Source organism: Natronomonas salina, from assembly GCF_013391105.1.
GTDB classification, from domain to species: domain Archaea; phylum Halobacteriota; class Halobacteria; order Halobacteriales; family Haloarculaceae; genus Natronomonas; species Natronomonas salina.
In genome coordinates, this window is record NZ_CP058335.1 from 3,665,004 (window position 1) to 3,679,093 (window position 14,090).

The 14,090-nt window shown below is 72.2% G+C and carries 16 protein-coding genes; 7 read left to right on the forward strand and 9 right to left on the reverse strand.

The features are described 5' to 3' along the window. The 4 genes from HWV07_RS19150 to HWV07_RS19165 all read right to left on the reverse strand — a co-directional run bounded on the left by HWV07_RS19150 (window position 1) and on the right by HWV07_RS19165 (window position 3,182). Window positions 1-1,179, reverse strand: coding sequence for a hypothetical protein (locus HWV07_RS19150; protein WP_178335864.1), 1,179 nt, complete (start codon window positions 1,177-1,179; stop codon window positions 1-3). A gap of 19 nt (window positions 1,180-1,198) precedes the next feature. Further along, window positions 1,199-1,549 (reverse strand): MoaD/ThiS family protein, encoded by a 351-nt coding sequence (locus tag HWV07_RS19155; RefSeq protein ID WP_246279801.1) that lies wholly within the window; start codon window positions 1,547-1,549, stop codon window positions 1,199-1,201. Window positions 1,550-1,674: 125 nt separating this feature from the next. Next, a complete protein-coding gene (locus HWV07_RS19160) occupies window positions 1,675-2,877 on the reverse strand; it encodes a TIGR04347 family pseudo-SAM/SPASM protein (protein WP_178335865.1) in 1,203 nt (400 codons plus the stop codon). 2 nt (window positions 2,878-2,879) lie between these two features. Beyond that, window positions 2,880-3,182 carry an Htur_1727 family rSAM-partnered candidate RiPP gene (locus HWV07_RS19165; RefSeq protein WP_178335866.1) on the reverse strand — a complete coding sequence of 101 codons (303 nt, stop codon included), beginning with the start codon at window positions 3,180-3,182 and terminating at the stop codon, window positions 2,880-2,882. An 88-nt stretch (window positions 3,183-3,270) separates the two neighbouring features. On the opposite strand from HWV07_RS19165, the gene HWV07_RS19170 reads away from it, so the two are divergent. After that, entirely contained in the window at window positions 3,271-3,768 is a 498-nt protein-coding gene (locus tag HWV07_RS19170; protein WP_178335867.1) for a DUF7998 family protein, read from the forward strand. Here the strand turns inward: HWV07_RS19170 and HWV07_RS19175 are convergent. Continuing rightward, window positions 3,720-5,027 carry a hypothetical protein gene (locus HWV07_RS19175; protein WP_178335868.1) on the reverse strand — a complete coding sequence of 436 codons (1,308 nt, stop codon included), beginning with the start codon at window positions 5,025-5,027 and terminating at the stop codon, window positions 3,720-3,722. The two genes, HWV07_RS19170 and HWV07_RS19175, sit on opposite strands and share 49 nt — an antisense overlap. Before the next feature lie 36 nt (window positions 5,028-5,063). Next, window positions 5,064-6,179, reverse strand: a complete 1,116-nt coding sequence (locus tag HWV07_RS19180) for a TIGR04053 family radical SAM/SPASM domain-containing protein (protein ID WP_178335869.1) — start codon at window positions 6,177-6,179, stop codon at window positions 5,064-5,066. A gap of 37 nt (window positions 6,180-6,216) precedes the next feature. Here HWV07_RS19180 and HWV07_RS19865 point away from each other — a divergent pair, with 37 nt between their 5' ends. After that, on the forward strand, window positions 6,217-6,654 hold the full coding sequence (locus HWV07_RS19865) for a DUF2249 domain-containing protein (RefSeq protein WP_246279887.1): 438 nt from the start codon (window positions 6,217-6,219) through the stop codon (window positions 6,652-6,654). A gap of 41 nt (window positions 6,655-6,695) precedes the next feature. On the opposite strand, the gene HWV07_RS19190 is transcribed toward HWV07_RS19865, so the two are convergent. The 3 genes from HWV07_RS19190 to HWV07_RS19200 are packed head-to-tail and all read right to left on the reverse strand — an operon-like array spanning window position 6,696 to window position 7,948. After that, complete coding sequence (locus HWV07_RS19190) at window positions 6,696-6,929, reverse strand: DUF2249 domain-containing protein (protein WP_178335870.1); 234 nt, start codon at window positions 6,927-6,929, stop codon at window positions 6,696-6,698. A gap of 1 nt (window position 6,930) precedes the next feature. Then, window positions 6,931-7,260, reverse strand: coding sequence for a DUF2249 domain-containing protein (locus HWV07_RS19195; RefSeq protein ID WP_178335871.1), 330 nt, complete (start codon window positions 7,258-7,260; stop codon window positions 6,931-6,933). A 4-nt stretch (window positions 7,261-7,264) separates the two neighbouring features. Then, entirely contained in the window at window positions 7,265-7,948 is a 684-nt protein-coding gene (locus HWV07_RS19200) for a helix-turn-helix domain-containing protein (RefSeq protein ID WP_178335872.1), read from the reverse strand. Between the two features lie 242 nt (window positions 7,949-8,190). Here HWV07_RS19200 and nosZ point away from each other — a divergent pair, with 242 nt between their 5' ends. Genes nosZ through HWV07_RS19225 form a run of 5 tightly spaced genes read left to right on the forward strand, consistent with a single transcriptional unit; the run spans window position 8,191 to window position 14,049 of the window. Beyond that, complete coding sequence (gene nosZ / locus HWV07_RS19205; RefSeq protein WP_178335873.1) at window positions 8,191-10,089, forward strand: TAT-dependent nitrous-oxide reductase; 1,899 nt, start codon at window positions 8,191-8,193, stop codon at window positions 10,087-10,089. 3 nt (window positions 10,090-10,092) lie between these two features. Next, complete coding sequence (locus tag HWV07_RS19210) at window positions 10,093-10,866, forward strand: hypothetical protein (RefSeq protein WP_211694190.1); 774 nt, start codon at window positions 10,093-10,095, stop codon at window positions 10,864-10,866. A gap of 57 nt (window positions 10,867-10,923) precedes the next feature. Next, the gene (nosD, locus tag HWV07_RS19215; RefSeq protein WP_178336111.1) at window positions 10,924-12,252 is read left to right on the forward strand and encodes a nitrous oxide reductase family maturation protein NosD; all 1,329 of its coding nucleotides are present in this window, start codon (window positions 10,924-10,926) and stop codon (window positions 12,250-12,252) included. Further along, window positions 12,236-13,144: an ABC transporter ATP-binding protein gene (locus HWV07_RS19220; protein ID WP_178335874.1), complete on the forward strand. Its 909-nt coding sequence runs from the start codon at window positions 12,236-12,238 to the stop codon at window positions 13,142-13,144. The genes nosD and HWV07_RS19220 overlap by 17 nt, the downstream gene beginning before the upstream one ends. Then, window positions 13,141-14,049 (forward strand): ABC transporter permease, encoded by a 909-nt coding sequence (locus HWV07_RS19225; RefSeq protein WP_178335875.1) that lies wholly within the window; start codon window positions 13,141-13,143, stop codon window positions 14,047-14,049. The genes HWV07_RS19220 and HWV07_RS19225 overlap by 4 nt, the downstream gene beginning before the upstream one ends. Window positions 14,050-14,090: the final 41 nt, after the last annotated feature.

Here is a 14,090-nt window from a genome sequence, read left to right on the forward strand (position 1 = left end):
TCAGAAGCCGCGTTCCGCGAAGACTACGCCCAGAACCGCCGCGTGGACCAGTGCGCCGAGTACCGCGACCCACCGGCCGACGAGGACGGCAGCGTCGACGCCGGCGAGCAGTCCGATCACCTCGGCGCCGAGCCCGGCGGCGAGCAGCGCGACCGCCGCGGCCGCGGTCCGGTCGTCGACCCGGCGGACCGTCGCGACGGCCGGCGGGTAGAACTGGTAGTTGACGCCGACGATGGCCAGGCCGAGGAAGCCGAGCAGCGCGACGCGAGCGTGGGCCTCAGCCACCCTCGCGTCGACGCCCGCCGTCGCCATGTGGAGGCCCAGGAGGGCAACGACGGCGCCGTAGCAGACTGCCACGCCGACTACGTACAGCCCGATTCGCCGCCGGTCGCTCCGCCGGAACATGTCGAGGTACGCCGCGGTGAACCCGAGTAGCGCGACGGCCTGGAGGGCGGCGCCGAGTACGAACGGCCGGCCGTCGAGGAAGTACGTCGCCAGCAGGATCGGTCCGGCAGCCGCCGCGGGGAGCACGACCGCGACGAGTGATCGCCGCGGCGTGACGACGAGGAACCGCGGGAGCAGCCGGAAGCCGACGGCGAAGAGCAGCAGCGCCGCGCCGCCGGCGGCCAGCAGGTGCGTCACGGGCGGCCCGGCGGCGGGCAGCGGCGCGTCGACGCCGACCGCGGCCAGCGCCGGGAGCGCGGCGCCCAGGAGGACGTAGAGGAGCGCGACGGGGACGAAGGCGTTGGCGAAGCGGTCGACCGGGCGGCGGTCGGCCTTCGCCTCGGCGGTCCCGGTCTCGCGGCCGGTGAGGTTGTCGCGGACGCTGTAGGCGAGGGCGCCGACGAGGACCGCACAGCCGAGCGCCCAGGCCGCCGCGCCCGCGCCGCCCCAGTCCGGACCGCCGGCGGCGTCGACCGCCAGCGCGGCGGTCCCGCCGGCAGCCAGCGGGAGGTGGACCGCCGGCGCGTGGGAAACGGCCAGCTCCCGGTCGAAGTACGACGGCACCAGCGAGTAGGCCTTCCCGAAGACGACGTGGAAGACGAAGCCCTGGAGGCCGACGACGACCGCGAACCGGCGGCCGGCACCGAGGGCGACGCCGACCTGCCAGACGACGAACCACGCGACGCTGGCGGCGACGAACAGCCGCGTCCAGCGCGAGACGGTGGCCGCGCTCATCCGTCACGACCGACGGCGGTCAGCAGCAAAAGATGAAGGGGTACATGAGCGCGACGCGGTCGCCGTCGGTCAGGGGAGTGTCGAGCCCCTCGAGGTGCTCGTTGAACCGGCCGTTGACGGCGACCCTGGCGAACGCGCGGGTCTGCTCGCCCTCGGGGTTCTTCTTCCAGGTCCCCGGCGGGTCGTCCTCGGTCGGCACCCAGCCGTGGGCGGTCGCCTCGTCCTCGGTCTCCGCGATGAGGAGGTCCGCGACGTCGTACTCGGCGAAGAACGCGTCGAGGAACGCCCGGAGGGTCTCGCCCTCGAAGGTGAAGTCGAGCTGCTTGCGGCCGATCTCGGTGCGGACGTGCCCCGTACAGCGGACGTCCACCGTCTCGTCCCGTCGGCGTCGCGGGCGTCCTCGGCGTCGGTCCCGGTGCGCTCGTCGGTGCTCATACCCGGACGTACGTCCCGGAGAGAGAAACCCGCCGTCCCGAACATGTTCGCCGACGTCCGTCAGTCCGCGCCGACTGTCGGCCGACTTCCCTGTCGCTCCTCGGGGCGGAGGTAACACTGCGGGTCGGGGCCGAAGAGGCCGTCGCCGACCGCCAGCGAGCGCAACCGGGAGCCGCCACGGCAGACGTCCCGGTAGCGGCAGTCGGCGCACTTGCCCGTCAGGCTCGCCGGGCGGTCGCGGAGCGTCGACAGCAGCGGGTTCGACTCGTCGCTCCAGATCTCGCCGAACGGTCGGTCCCGGACGTTGCCGAGGCTGTAGGAGCGCCAGAACTGCGTGGGGTGGACGTTGCCGAGGCAGTCGACGGCCGCCACGCGCTCGCCGGCCGGGTCGCCGCCGTTCCGGCGGAGCCGCTCGTACACCCGCCGGGCGGTCTCCTCGCCGAAGGTCTCCCGGGCGTACTCGACGAGGAAGGCGGCGTCGGCGTAGTTGCCGACCAGCAGCGTCTCGATGCCGTCGCCGTCGCGGTGGGAAGCCACGGTCCGGTCGCAGACGGTGCGGACGACCTCGCGGCGCCGCCCGTCGTCGAGGTCCACCGAGCCGAGGTCGGCGCCCCGGCCGCTGTAGGCGAGGTGGTAGAAGCAGAAGCGGTCGACGCCGACGTCCCGGAGGAGGTCGACGACGCCCGGCAGGTCGTCGACGTTCTCGCCGGTCACCGTGTACCGGAGGCCGGTCTTGAGGCCGACGTCCAGGCAGGCCTCGATGCCCTCGACGGCCGCGTCGAAGGCGCCCTCGACCCCGCGGAACGCGTCGTTGCGCTCCGGCAGCCCGTCCACCGAGACGCCGGCGTAGGCCAGTCCGGCGTCCTTCAGCCGTCGGGCTCGCTCCCGCGTCAGCAGCGTCCCGTTGGTGGACAGCACGGGTCGGAGCCCCTCGTCGGCGGCGTGGGCGACCAGCTCCAGGAGGTCGTCGCGGACCAGCGGCTCGCCACCGGAGAACAGCACGACCGGGACGCCGTAGTCGGCGAGGTCCGACAGCAGGCGCCTGCCCTCGGCCGTCGACAGTTCGTCGCTCCGCGGCTCGGGGCCCGCGCCGGCGTAGCAGTGGACGCACTCGAGGTTACAGCGGTTCGTGGTGTTCCAGACGACGACCGGTCGCCGCTGCGGGGCCGCCGAGACCGGGTCGGCGCTCCCGGTGTCGACGTCGTAGCGGAGCCGGTTGCCGCCGGCGTCGTGGCCGCAGAGCAGCGTGCTGACGGAGATCATCGTCAGGACCACTCCCGCGTCCGGGGCTCCTCGCCGGTCGGGTCGGACGCCGGCCGCCGCTCCTCGGCGAGGTCGTGGCTCGTGTACCGCGAGACCGCCGCCGACGGACAGATCCACAGGTCGCTCGCGTACCAGGCGAACAGCCGCGAGGCGAGGTCGTGTGCGTCGTCGGGAGTCGGGGCGCGGACGCTCCCGGCGTGATGGAGCGGTTCGCCGGCGGACTCCCTGACGAAGACCTCCCACTCGCGGCCCCTGGGGGCGCGGTCCCCGTCGTCGACGCGGTCTCGGTCGGGTCGTTCGACCATACGCGGGGTCCGGCCGTGTCCGGCAAGGCCGCTGTCCCGAAGATGTTCGCCGCAAACCGTAGTCGAGCGGCGACCCTACGGCTCGTTGATGCCCTTCCAGTTCCGCCGGACCGACGCGGGTTTCGACCGCTACGACGAGTTCTGCCCCGACCGACTCCCGGAGCCGGGGCCGTTCCTCCGGGACTACCCGGTCCTCGAGGGCCGCGAGCACTCGGCGTTCCACCGGCTGACGGCGCGGCTGTTCGAGGAGCGCGGCGTCTACGACGTGACGTTCGGCTACAACCTCGCCCGCCTGAACCTCGACGCCCGGCACCCGGACGCCGGCCTCCGGTACGCCCGGGAGTCGGCGGGCGTCCTCCGCGCGGAGTTCACGCCGACGACGCCGTTCTGCCCGCAGGCGGACTCCCTGGCGCGCGGCGCGCTCCGGGCGTGGAACGACCTGTCGCATCGCCACGAGTACGACCTGGTCCGGGTCAGGCTCCACCCGATGCACCAGGCCAGCGACGACGTGAACGGCCGACTCCGAGACGGGGCGAGTCAGACCGGTCGGAGCGCCGACAGCAACGACGGCGCGGACGGTCCGTGACGCGCCAGCACTGACAGCAGGTTCGCGACGACGAGGAGGACCCCGAGACCGAGGAGGCCGAACCCGGCGGCCGCCGCGCCCGGGACCGTCGTCGCTGGTGCCGCGACGAGCAGGCCGATCCCGGCGGTCGTCGCCACGAGGTCGACGCGGGCGACCCGCGCCTCGTAGAGGTCGTCGACCATCGGCACCGGGTCGCGGCCGAGACGGTCGCTGTACCGGCCGACCCAGACGACGAACGGGACGACGTGGTACAGCGACCCGACGACGACGAGGCCGACGACGCCGAGCGGGAGGAGCCTGTCGGCGCCCGCCGGACCGAGGACCGTCGTCGGGTCGGTCGGCGCGACGAGCCACGCCGGAGCGGTGAGCGCGACCCACCCGGCCAGCGCGACCGCGACGAGCCCGTAGCGCCGGAGCATCGGCGTCAGACCGACTCGCGTCTCGAGGAGCCGGCGAGCGAGGACGACCGCGACGCAGGCGGCGGCGACCAGGACGAGAAGGGCGCCGGCGCGGCCGAGCCAGGTCGCCCCGAACAGTCGGCCGCCGGCCAGCGCGAGCACGCCGACGGGGTAGCCGTAGGTCTCGACGGTCTGCAGGCGTCGTTCGAACGCTCCGAGGTCGGTCTGGGTGAACATCGTCGCGAGCTGGTAGAGCGCGCCGAAGACGGTCGTCAGGACGACGCCGAAGACGGCCAGCGTGACGTGGGCCGCACGGAGCGCCGACGGGTCGACCGGTGGCGCGACGAGTCCCGCGTAGGTGGCCGCGAGCGCGAGGCCGACGCCCGTCGCGAGCACGACGAAGCCGAGCGTCCACGCGAAGTGGAACTCCGTGACGTCCAGCGGCCGCGCCGCGGCGAGCGTCCGCGCGAGGTTGTACGCGAACAGCCAGAAGCCCGCGATGGCGACGACGCCGCCGACCACGAGGAGCCGGGGACGGCCGGTGGCCATCCCGGCGACGAGCAGTGGGACGCCGGCCGCGACGAGCCACAGCTGGCCGACGGACAGCCGTCGAGAGTGGAGGTCGACGCCGGACCAGACGGGCACGAACTGCGTCATTGCGCCGAGGATGGTGACGCCGACCCAGCCGGCCAGCAGGAGGTGGAGCGCGGCCGTCGCGACGGCCGGCGCGTCGGCCAGCCCCGCGTATCCGGCCAGGACGAGCGCGCCCGCGAGGAACGCGAAGCCGACGAGGAAGTGGACCAGCGGGACGGTCATCGGCGGCCCCCGCTCGGTCGAGAGACCGCCGGGGATGGCGCTCACGGCACCACCTCCCGGACCGAGAACGGTCGCGGCGTTTCAGCGGTCATCTCTGGGGAGCGGTCCGTCGTATCCTTCGGGGAGGTACGCGCAGAGCGGGTCGCTGGCCAGGGGATCGCCGGTCGCCGCGTAGGCCCGCGAGCGGCTCCCGCCGCAGACGTGGCGGTACTCGCAGGCGCCGCACTTCCCGCGCAGTGCGTCGCGGTCGCGGAGCCGCTCGAACATGTCCGACTCCCGATAGATGGAGGGCAGCGACTCCTCGCGGACGTCGCCCGCCGGTTCCGGCAGGAACCCGGAAGGGTACACCTCGCCGGTGTGGGAGACGAACGCGAACCCGTCGCCGGCGACGATGCCGCTCCGGCGGCCGACGTCGTCCGCGTCGGGTGCGGCCGTCGCGTCGCGGTCGCGCTGCATCGAGACCCGGCGGTAGTGGGGTGCCTCGGTGGTCTTCACGCCGAAGGGAGCCGTCCCCGAGACGGTAGCGAGCCACTCCAGGACTGACTCGGCGCGCTCCGGGGAGACGCTCTCGAGGACCCGGCCGCGCCCCACCGGTACGAGGAAGAACACCGACCAGAGGACGGCGCCGAGGTCCGCCACCAGTTCCCGGACCGCCGGCAGCGACTCGACGGTCGCCTCGCAGACCGTGGTGTTGATCTGCAGCGGGAGGCCAGCCACGCGGGCGGCCTCCGCGGCCTCGACGGTCCGCTCGAAGCTCCCTACCTCCCCGCGGAAGAGGTCGTGGACGGTCTCGGGGCCGTCGATGCTGAGCGCCATCCGCCGGAGGCCGGCGTCCGCGAGCGCGTCGACGTCGTCGGCGGACAACCGCTCGGTGCCGCTGGGCGTGAGCGTCATCCGGAGGCCCAGGTCGGCGCCGTACTCGACCAGTTCGACGACGTCGTCGCGGACCATCGGGTCCCCGCCGGAGAGGACGACCAGCTGCCCCTCGCCGAACGCCCGGGCCTCGTCGAGCAGTCGCTTGCCCTCCTCCGTCGACAGTTCCCCGGGGTGGCGGTGGGGTCGGGCGTCCGCGCGGCAGTGGTCGCAGGCGAGCTCGCAGGCCTGGGTCACCTCCCAGACGAGGACGAACGGCCGCTCGTCGGTGTCGACCGCCCGCGGCGACGGCGGGCACGTCGGGGCTCGTTCGCTCGTGGTCATAGCCGACGCCCGGGATCGATGCGTCGCTCGTCGCACGGTGCTCGGCGGTGGTCCGCTGGAGTCATACCTCGACGTTCGCGCCCGGCCACCGAGTGTCCGGCCCCGAACCTGTTCGGCCGCGGCGCGCGCGACCGGCCGAACCTGTTCGGGGGAAGGCTCTGGACCGACGGGACCCTCGAGTCGGGTATGTCCCGCACGACGACCGACGCCGACGACCTGCCGGTCGCGGAGTGGCGCGAGGCCCTCGACGTGCCGGCGGACCGCCCCCTTCGAACTGCACGACGCCCGCGAACTCCCGCCGCCGGAGCCGCTCACGCAGACGCTCGAACGGCTCCCCGAACTCGACGCAGAGACGGTGCTCGTCCAGCTGAACGACCGCGAGCCGAAACTCCTGTACCCGAAGCTCGACGACCGGGGATACGAGTACGACACCGTCGAGGTCGACGCGGGCGTCGTGACCGTCGTCTGGCGGTGAGGGCGGCGGAGAATCGCTACGCGAGCGGTGGGAACGCGGCGCTACTTCTTCGGGAAACTGGCGACGAACTCGTCCGGTGCTCGTCGCTCGACGTCGTAACCCTCGGCGTCGAACGACTCGACCTCGGCGGCGAACTCGTAGAACAGGGGCTTCGGCTCGTGGTCGTTGACGATCGTGAGCGTCTCGCCGGCCGCGAGGTCCTCGAACGCGTCGTGGATCTTCGGGTGGCGGTCGGCGGGCGGTACGTCGCGGACGTCGAGTAGTGTATCGGACATGTCAGGGGTGGGTCGGTCGAGGCGGTCGGTCGGTTCTCGGACGGCGTCGCTCCCGGGAGCGTCCGGTCTCGCCGTCCCGGTCGTCGCGTCGTTCGGTGCCCGGCGCCGTGACGCGGACGCGCCACACGTCGGGTGCGACGCGGACGGACTCGTAGATCCAGCCGTTCCGATCGAGGGCGTCGTACAGCGGCACCGGTGCGGCGCCGGCGACGATCTCGACCGTCTCGCCGGGGCCGAGGTCGCCGAGGGCGGCGACGACGGCGTCGTAGGGCGGCGACTCGAGCGATCGCACGTCCAGCGTCCTGGTCGGACCCGTCACGTCGGCGGGCATGCGCCTAGTTCGCCTCCGGACCCGGGTGGTCGTTCTCTCGAACACGTTCGGGCGCGACGAGGTGCCGCTCGACGAACCGTCGGACGACGAGTCCCTCGGCGCGGTGGAGCGTCTCACTGCAGGTCGACTTCGCGATGCCCGCGTCCTCCGCGAGCTGGGTCAGCGAGCACTCCCGGGGCGTGTCGTAGTAGCCCGCCTCGACGGCGGACAGCAGGAGGTCGCGCTGCCGCGGCGAGAGCAGCTGCTCGGGGTCGGCCTCGTCGTGGATGGCGTCGACGGTGAAGGAGTGGCCGAACGCCTCCAGCTGGTCGCCGAGTTCGGAGAGCCGGTCGTTGGAGGCCCGCACCTCGACGTTCGCGACGCCGTCCTGGATGACGACGGGCGGCTCGATGGGGATCCGGGAGGCCTGCGCCGACAGCAACAGCAGCGGCGCCGTCGTCTCGATCTGGACGATGACCTGCTGACCGGAGCGCTGCAGTGGCTCGAGGTCGGTCATCGCGGGGTGTTCGGCCATCGCGCGGACGACGGCCTCCATCTCCGGGGCGGTCACCTGCAGGAGCGCGAAGCCGACGCCGTCGTCGCCGGGCATCGCCGCGAGGACGCGGACCGTCGCCTCGGGGTGGTCGGTCGAGACGTCGCGGATCCAGGTCCCCTCGGGGAGGTCGACGCTGAGCTGTGCCAGGGGCATACGCGTGGGTACGCGAAGAACCCAGAAAAGGGGGTGAGCGCGGTCCCAGCTGCTGGGAATCCGTCGGCTCCCCGGTCGGGTTCGGAGCGGCTCGGGGGCGCCTGAAGTCCGCCGTTCGGGGTCTCCTCAGCCTCCGGCCGAACATGTTCGAGCAGGTCTCAGCCCCCGGGACTCGGCTTCGGGGGGTATACGTTCGGGGTCGCTACGCCCACCTGTAGCACCACCGACCGACCCGACAAACCATGAGCAACCACGAACCCACCGACGCGGCCGAGCGGACCGAGACCGACGAACACGACACCGAGATGCTGCTCCCGCAGCTGAACCTCGACCGCCGGGACTTCATGAAGGCGGGCGCCGTCGCGGGCACCGTCGGCGGCCTGGCCGGCTGTACCGACGTCCTGAACCGCGGCGGTGCGGACGCGACGACCGGCTCCGCTGACGCCCACGTCCCGCCGGGCGAACTCGACGAGTACTACGCGTTCCTCAGCGGCGGCCACTCCGGGGACATCCGCGTCCTCGGGCTGCCGTCGATGCGCGAGATCATGCGCATCCCGGTGTTCAACCACGAGAGCGCCCGCGGCTACGGCTACGACGACGACAGCCGCGAGATGCTCGAGGAGGCGGGCGGCTACTCCTGGGGTGACACCCACCACCCGCGCGTCAGCCAGACCGACAACGACTACGACGGCCGCTGGGCCTTCGTCAACGACAAGGCCAACGGCCGGATGGCCCGGATCGACCTGAAGTACTTCGAGACGGACGCCATCGTCGACATCCCGAACCAGCAGGGGACCCACGGGGCCTGCTGTGTCCTCCCGGACACCAAGTACGTCATCGGCGTCGGCGAGTTCCGCGTCCCGCTGGAGAACGACGGGCGCGACCTCGACGACCCCGACGAGTACGGCTCCGTCTTCGCCGCGATCGACCCCGAGACGATGAACGTCGAGTGGGAGGTCCTGGTCGACGGGAACATGGACAACGGGGACGGTGGCAAGGAGGGCAAGTGGTTCTTCACCACCGGCTACAACAGCGAGGGAGGGGTCACCGAGTCCGAGATGACCCAGTCGGACCGCGACATGGTGAAGGCGTTCAACATCCCCGCCATCGAGGCGGCCGTCGAGGCCGGCGACTACGAGATCATCGGCGAGGTGCCGGTCGTCGACGGCCGGAAGGACAGCCCGCTGAACAGCGGCGACGAGCCGGTCGTGAAGTACATCCCGACGCCGAAGAGCCCCCACGGGGTCAGCGTCACGCCGGACAACGAGTACGCCATCGCGAGCGGCAAGCTCGACCCGACGGCCACCGTCATCGACATCGCGGCCCTCGACGAGGTCTCCGACCCCGAGGAGGCCGTCGTCGGCCGGCCGCGGCTCGGCATGGGGCCGCTGCACACCGCCTACGACGGCCGCGGGCACGCGTACACCACGCTGTTCATCGACTCGCAGGTCGTCAAGTGGGACATCGAGGCCGCCGTCGACGCCGACCTGGGCAGCGAGGACCCGGTCGTCGAGAAGATCGACGTCCACTACAACCCGGGACACCTCATCGCCAGCGAGTCCTACACGGCCGACCCGGCGGGCGACTGGCTCATCTCGCTGAACAAGCTCTCGAAGGACCGGTTCCTGCCCGTCGGGCCGATGCACCCCGAGAACGACCAGCTGATCTACATCGGCGACGACGAGGAGGGGATGCAGCTCGTGAAGGACAAGCCGTCCTACGCGGAGCCCCACGACGCCTCCATCGTCCACAAGTCGAAGATCGATCCCGCGAAGACCTACGACCGCGAGGACCAAGAGGAGTTCGTCGCCGCGGGCGACGAGTCCGTCGAGCGGGTCGCCGACGACCGCGTCGAGGTGAAGATGTACTCGATGCGCAACGAGTTCGGCTTCCCCGAGGTCACCGTCAAGGAGGGCGACACCGTCGAGATGACGGTGACGAACATCGAGACGACGAGCGACATCCTCCACTCGCTGGTGATCCCCGAGTACGACATCAACATCAAGATGGCGCCCCAGGAGACCACGACGGTCACCTTCGAGGCCGACCAGCCGGGGGTCTACTGGATGTACTGCGGGTTCTTCTGCAGTGCACTCCACCTGGAGATGCGCTCGCGACTGCTCGTCGAGCCGAGGGACTGACGTATGAAGTCGTCGCTCGCTCGCTTCACGGAACTCCGGCGGGGACTGCCCCTCATCGCAGCGGGACTGCTGCTGGTGGCGCTAGCGCTGCCGATGTGGCGCATCACGCTGACTGCCCCGCAGTACCCGGGTGAGGCCCTCGCCATCGAGCTGTACGCCTACCCGCGGATGGGCGGCGACTACGCCGAGGTCCACTCGCTGAACAAGTACGTCGGGTTTTACTACCCGGACCCGGTGTACGTCGAGCCGAACTTCCCGGTCCACGAGAAGTCCATCCGCGTGCCGGAGTGGATCCTCGGGCCGGTGGCGTTCGTCGCCGTCGCGGCCGCCGGCGTGTTCGTCGCGCTGGCGCCGACCGTCCGGAAGCTGAAGCTCGGCCTGACAGCCCAGCTGGTCGGCACCGTCGCGACGTTCACCGCGATGTTCGCGCTCATCCAGTACCGGCTCTACCAGGCCGGCCACTCGCTGGACCCGGACGCGCCGCTGCGCGGCGTCGAGGAGTTCACCCCGCCGGTGCTCGGCAGCTACGAGGTCGCCAACATCAGCGGGTTCGCGTGGTTCGGTCCCGGCGGCTACCTGACCGCACTGGCCGTCTTGCTGCTCGTCGCGGCGTTCCTCGCCCGCGACACCGACGCCACGTTCGGCGACCTGCCGGACATCGTCCGGGGCCTGCCGGAGCGGGTCCGCAAACTGCCGGCGACGGCCCGCGAGCGGACGGTCGACGTCCGCCGGCGGGTCGAGGCGCTCGTCGCCGAGAACCGACGAGGGGGGCACTGAGCCGTGGACCGAGCCGTCGGTCGCCTGGAGGCCGCGTTCCCGCTGGTCGTCGCCGCGATGCTCGTGGCGGCGGCCGTCGCGCCGTTCGCCGTCGCGGCGCCCGCCGCGGACGACGAGGAGGCCTTCGACCTGGACGTCGACCGCGAGTACGAGGCGCCGGCGGTCGCCGACGAGGCGACCGCCAGGGTCGGCGACCGGACATTCGACAGCGCACAAGCGGCGATCGATGCCGCCGAACCCGGCGAGACGGTCGTCCTGGACGGCCGCTTCGACGAGCGGCTGACGGTGAACGCCAGCGACGTGACGATCACCACCGAGGCGGGCGCCGTCGTCGACGGCGGCGGCGAGGGGCGGGTCCTGACGGTCGCCGGCGAGAACGTCACCGTCGACGGTCTCTGGCTCCGGAACTCCGGCTACGACTCCGGGGCGGAGGACGCCGGTGTCTTCCTCGCGGGGAGCGCCGACCGGACGGAACTCCGGGACCTCTACCTCTCGGAGATCACCTTCGGCGTCTGGATCGACGGCGCCGACGAGGTCACCGTCGCGGACAGCCGCATCGAGGGCCGCGAGGACGTCGAGCGCCGCACCGACCGCGGCAACGGCATCAACCTCTGGGAGACCGAGGACACCGTCGTCCGCGGCAACGAGATCACCGACGTCCGCGACGGCATCTACTACTCGTGGGCGACGGGCATCGTCTCGGAGGACAACACGATGTGGGACAACCGCTACGGCGTCCACTTCATGTACTCCGACGATAACCGGCTGTCGAACAACACCGCCGTCGACAACGACGTCGGCTACGCGCTGATGGTCAGCGACGACCTGGTCGTCGAGAACAACACGGCGGCGCGCAACGACGGGACCAGCGGCCACGGCGTCCTGCTGAAGGACATCGAGCGCTCGACCGTCCGCGGCAACGTGCTCGTCGAGAACGGCCACGGGCTGTACGTCTACAACACCCAGGACAGCCGGCTGGAGGGGAACCTCCTGCTCCGGAACGACGTCGGGATCCACAGCACCGCCGACAGCCGCGGGCAGTCGGTCGTCGGCAACAGCTTCGTCCACAACGACGACGCCGTCGTGACGACGACCAAGCGGGTCCAGACCTGGAACGGGACCGACCGCGGGAACTACTGGTCCGGCGCCCGGACGGCCGACCTCGACGGCGACGGCGCCAGCGAGGTGCGGCACCGCCCGGCCGGGATGGTCGAGCACGTCGTCGCCGAGCACCCCCAGGCCGCGGTGTTCGCCGACAGCCCCGCCTTCGACGCGGTGCGGCTGGCCGAGAGCTCCTTCCCCGTCGTGGAGGCGCCCGGCATCGTCGACCGGCAGCCGCTGGTCGAACCACCCCACGACTGGAGGAACTATGCAGATACACGCTGAGCACGTACGGAAGGCGTACGGGTCCGTGACGGCCCTCGACGGGCTGTCGCTGGAGATACCTGCGGGTTCGACCTTCGGCGTCCTCGGGACGAACGGCGCCGGCAAGACGACGCTGTTCAAGCTGCTCGTCGGCCTCGACCGGCCGGACGCCGGGCGACTGACCATCGGCGACCGCGACGTCGCCGACGCCGGCGTCGAACTGCGCGAGCGCGTCGGCTACCTCCCGGAGCACGTCGGCTTCCCGCCGGCGCTCACCGGCCGCGAGGTGCTGGCGTTCCACGCGAGGATGCGCGGGCTGCCGACTGACGGCCGCATCGACGAGGCCATCGAGATGGTCGGCCTCTCGGCGTCCGAGGCCGACCGCGCCGTCTCGGGGTACTCCAACGGCATGCGCCGGCGGCTCGGGCTGGCGGCCGCCGTCCTGCCCCGGCCGTCGGTGCTCGTCCTCGACGAGCCGACCGCGGGCCTCGACCCCCGCGGCGTCGCCGAGTTCCACGGCATCGTCGACCGGGTCCGGACCGAGACGGGGGCGACCGTCGTCCTCTCCTCGCACGTCCTCTCGGAGATCGAGCGCCTCTGCGACCGCGTCGCCCTGTTCGACCGGGGCCGCGTCCTCGCGGAGGGGACCGTCGCGGACCTCGTCGACACCGACGAGGTGACGGTCCGGGTGCGGCCCGCCGACGCCGCCGAGGTCGACTACGTGGTCGCGACGGCCGCCGAGTTCGGATCGGCCTCGGCCACCGCCGGCACCGTCACCGTCCGGTGTCCGGCCGGCGACGTCCCGGCGCTGTTCGCCGAACTGGAACCCGGCGTCGACCTCGCGGACGTGACCGTCGAGCGCGACGGGCTGGACGCCGCCTTCCACAGCGCGCTCGCGGAGGTGGACGCATGACCGACCGCGAGCAGCCGGGCGCGGAGCCCGTCGAGGACGCCCGGCCGGACGGCGGTTACGCGACCGCCCAGGAGGCAGCGTCGACCGGCCGGGAGTGGCCGCGACTGCGGCAGGTCGGCACCGTCGCCGTCACGGAGTACCGGCTGTCGATGCGGAGCCGCTGGGCGCTGGCGCTCGCCGGCCTGTTCGCGCTGTTCGGCGCGATGCTGGCGACCTTCAGCGGGTCGGCCGTCGGCCCCGATGGGATGCAGCGGGTCGTCGCCAGCCTCACGAGCCTCGCCGTCTACCTCGTGCCGCTGGCGGCGCTGGCGTTCGGCTACGACGCCGTCGTCGGCCGCCACGAGCAGGGGTGGCTCGAGGTCGTCTTCTCGCTGCCCGTCTCGCGGGCCCGGGTCGTCGTCGGGACGTTCCTCGGCCGCGCGGTCGTCCTGGCCGGGTCGACGGTCGTCGGCTTCGGCGTCGTCGGCTTCCTGCTGCTCCGGGAGTTCGGCGCCGCCCACTGGGGGGCCTTCGTCGCCTTCCTCGGCGGCGTCGTCGCGGTCGGCGGAGTCTTCCTCGCCATCGCGCTGCTCGTCTCGACGGTCGCCCGCGAGAAGACCCACGCCCTCGGGCTGGCGCTGCTGGTCTGGGTGTGGTTCGTCCTCGTCTTCGACCTGCTCGCGATGGGTGTCGTCGCAGCCTTCGAGCTCCCCGACGCGGCGCTGACCGGCCTGGTCCTGCTGAACCCGGCCAGCGTCTTCCGGGTGCTCGTGTTGAGCCAGCTGGGCACCACCGCCGGCGGCGGCTTCGCGGCCGCGCTCGCCACGACGAGCCTCTCGCCGGGGCTACTGGTCGCCTCGCTGGTCGGCTGGACCCTCGGTCCGCTGGCCGCTGCGGCGGTCCTGGTCCGGCGCCGGCGGCTCTGACCGCGCGCGACCTCCTGTTCTTCCACCTGTCGGACGCCTGC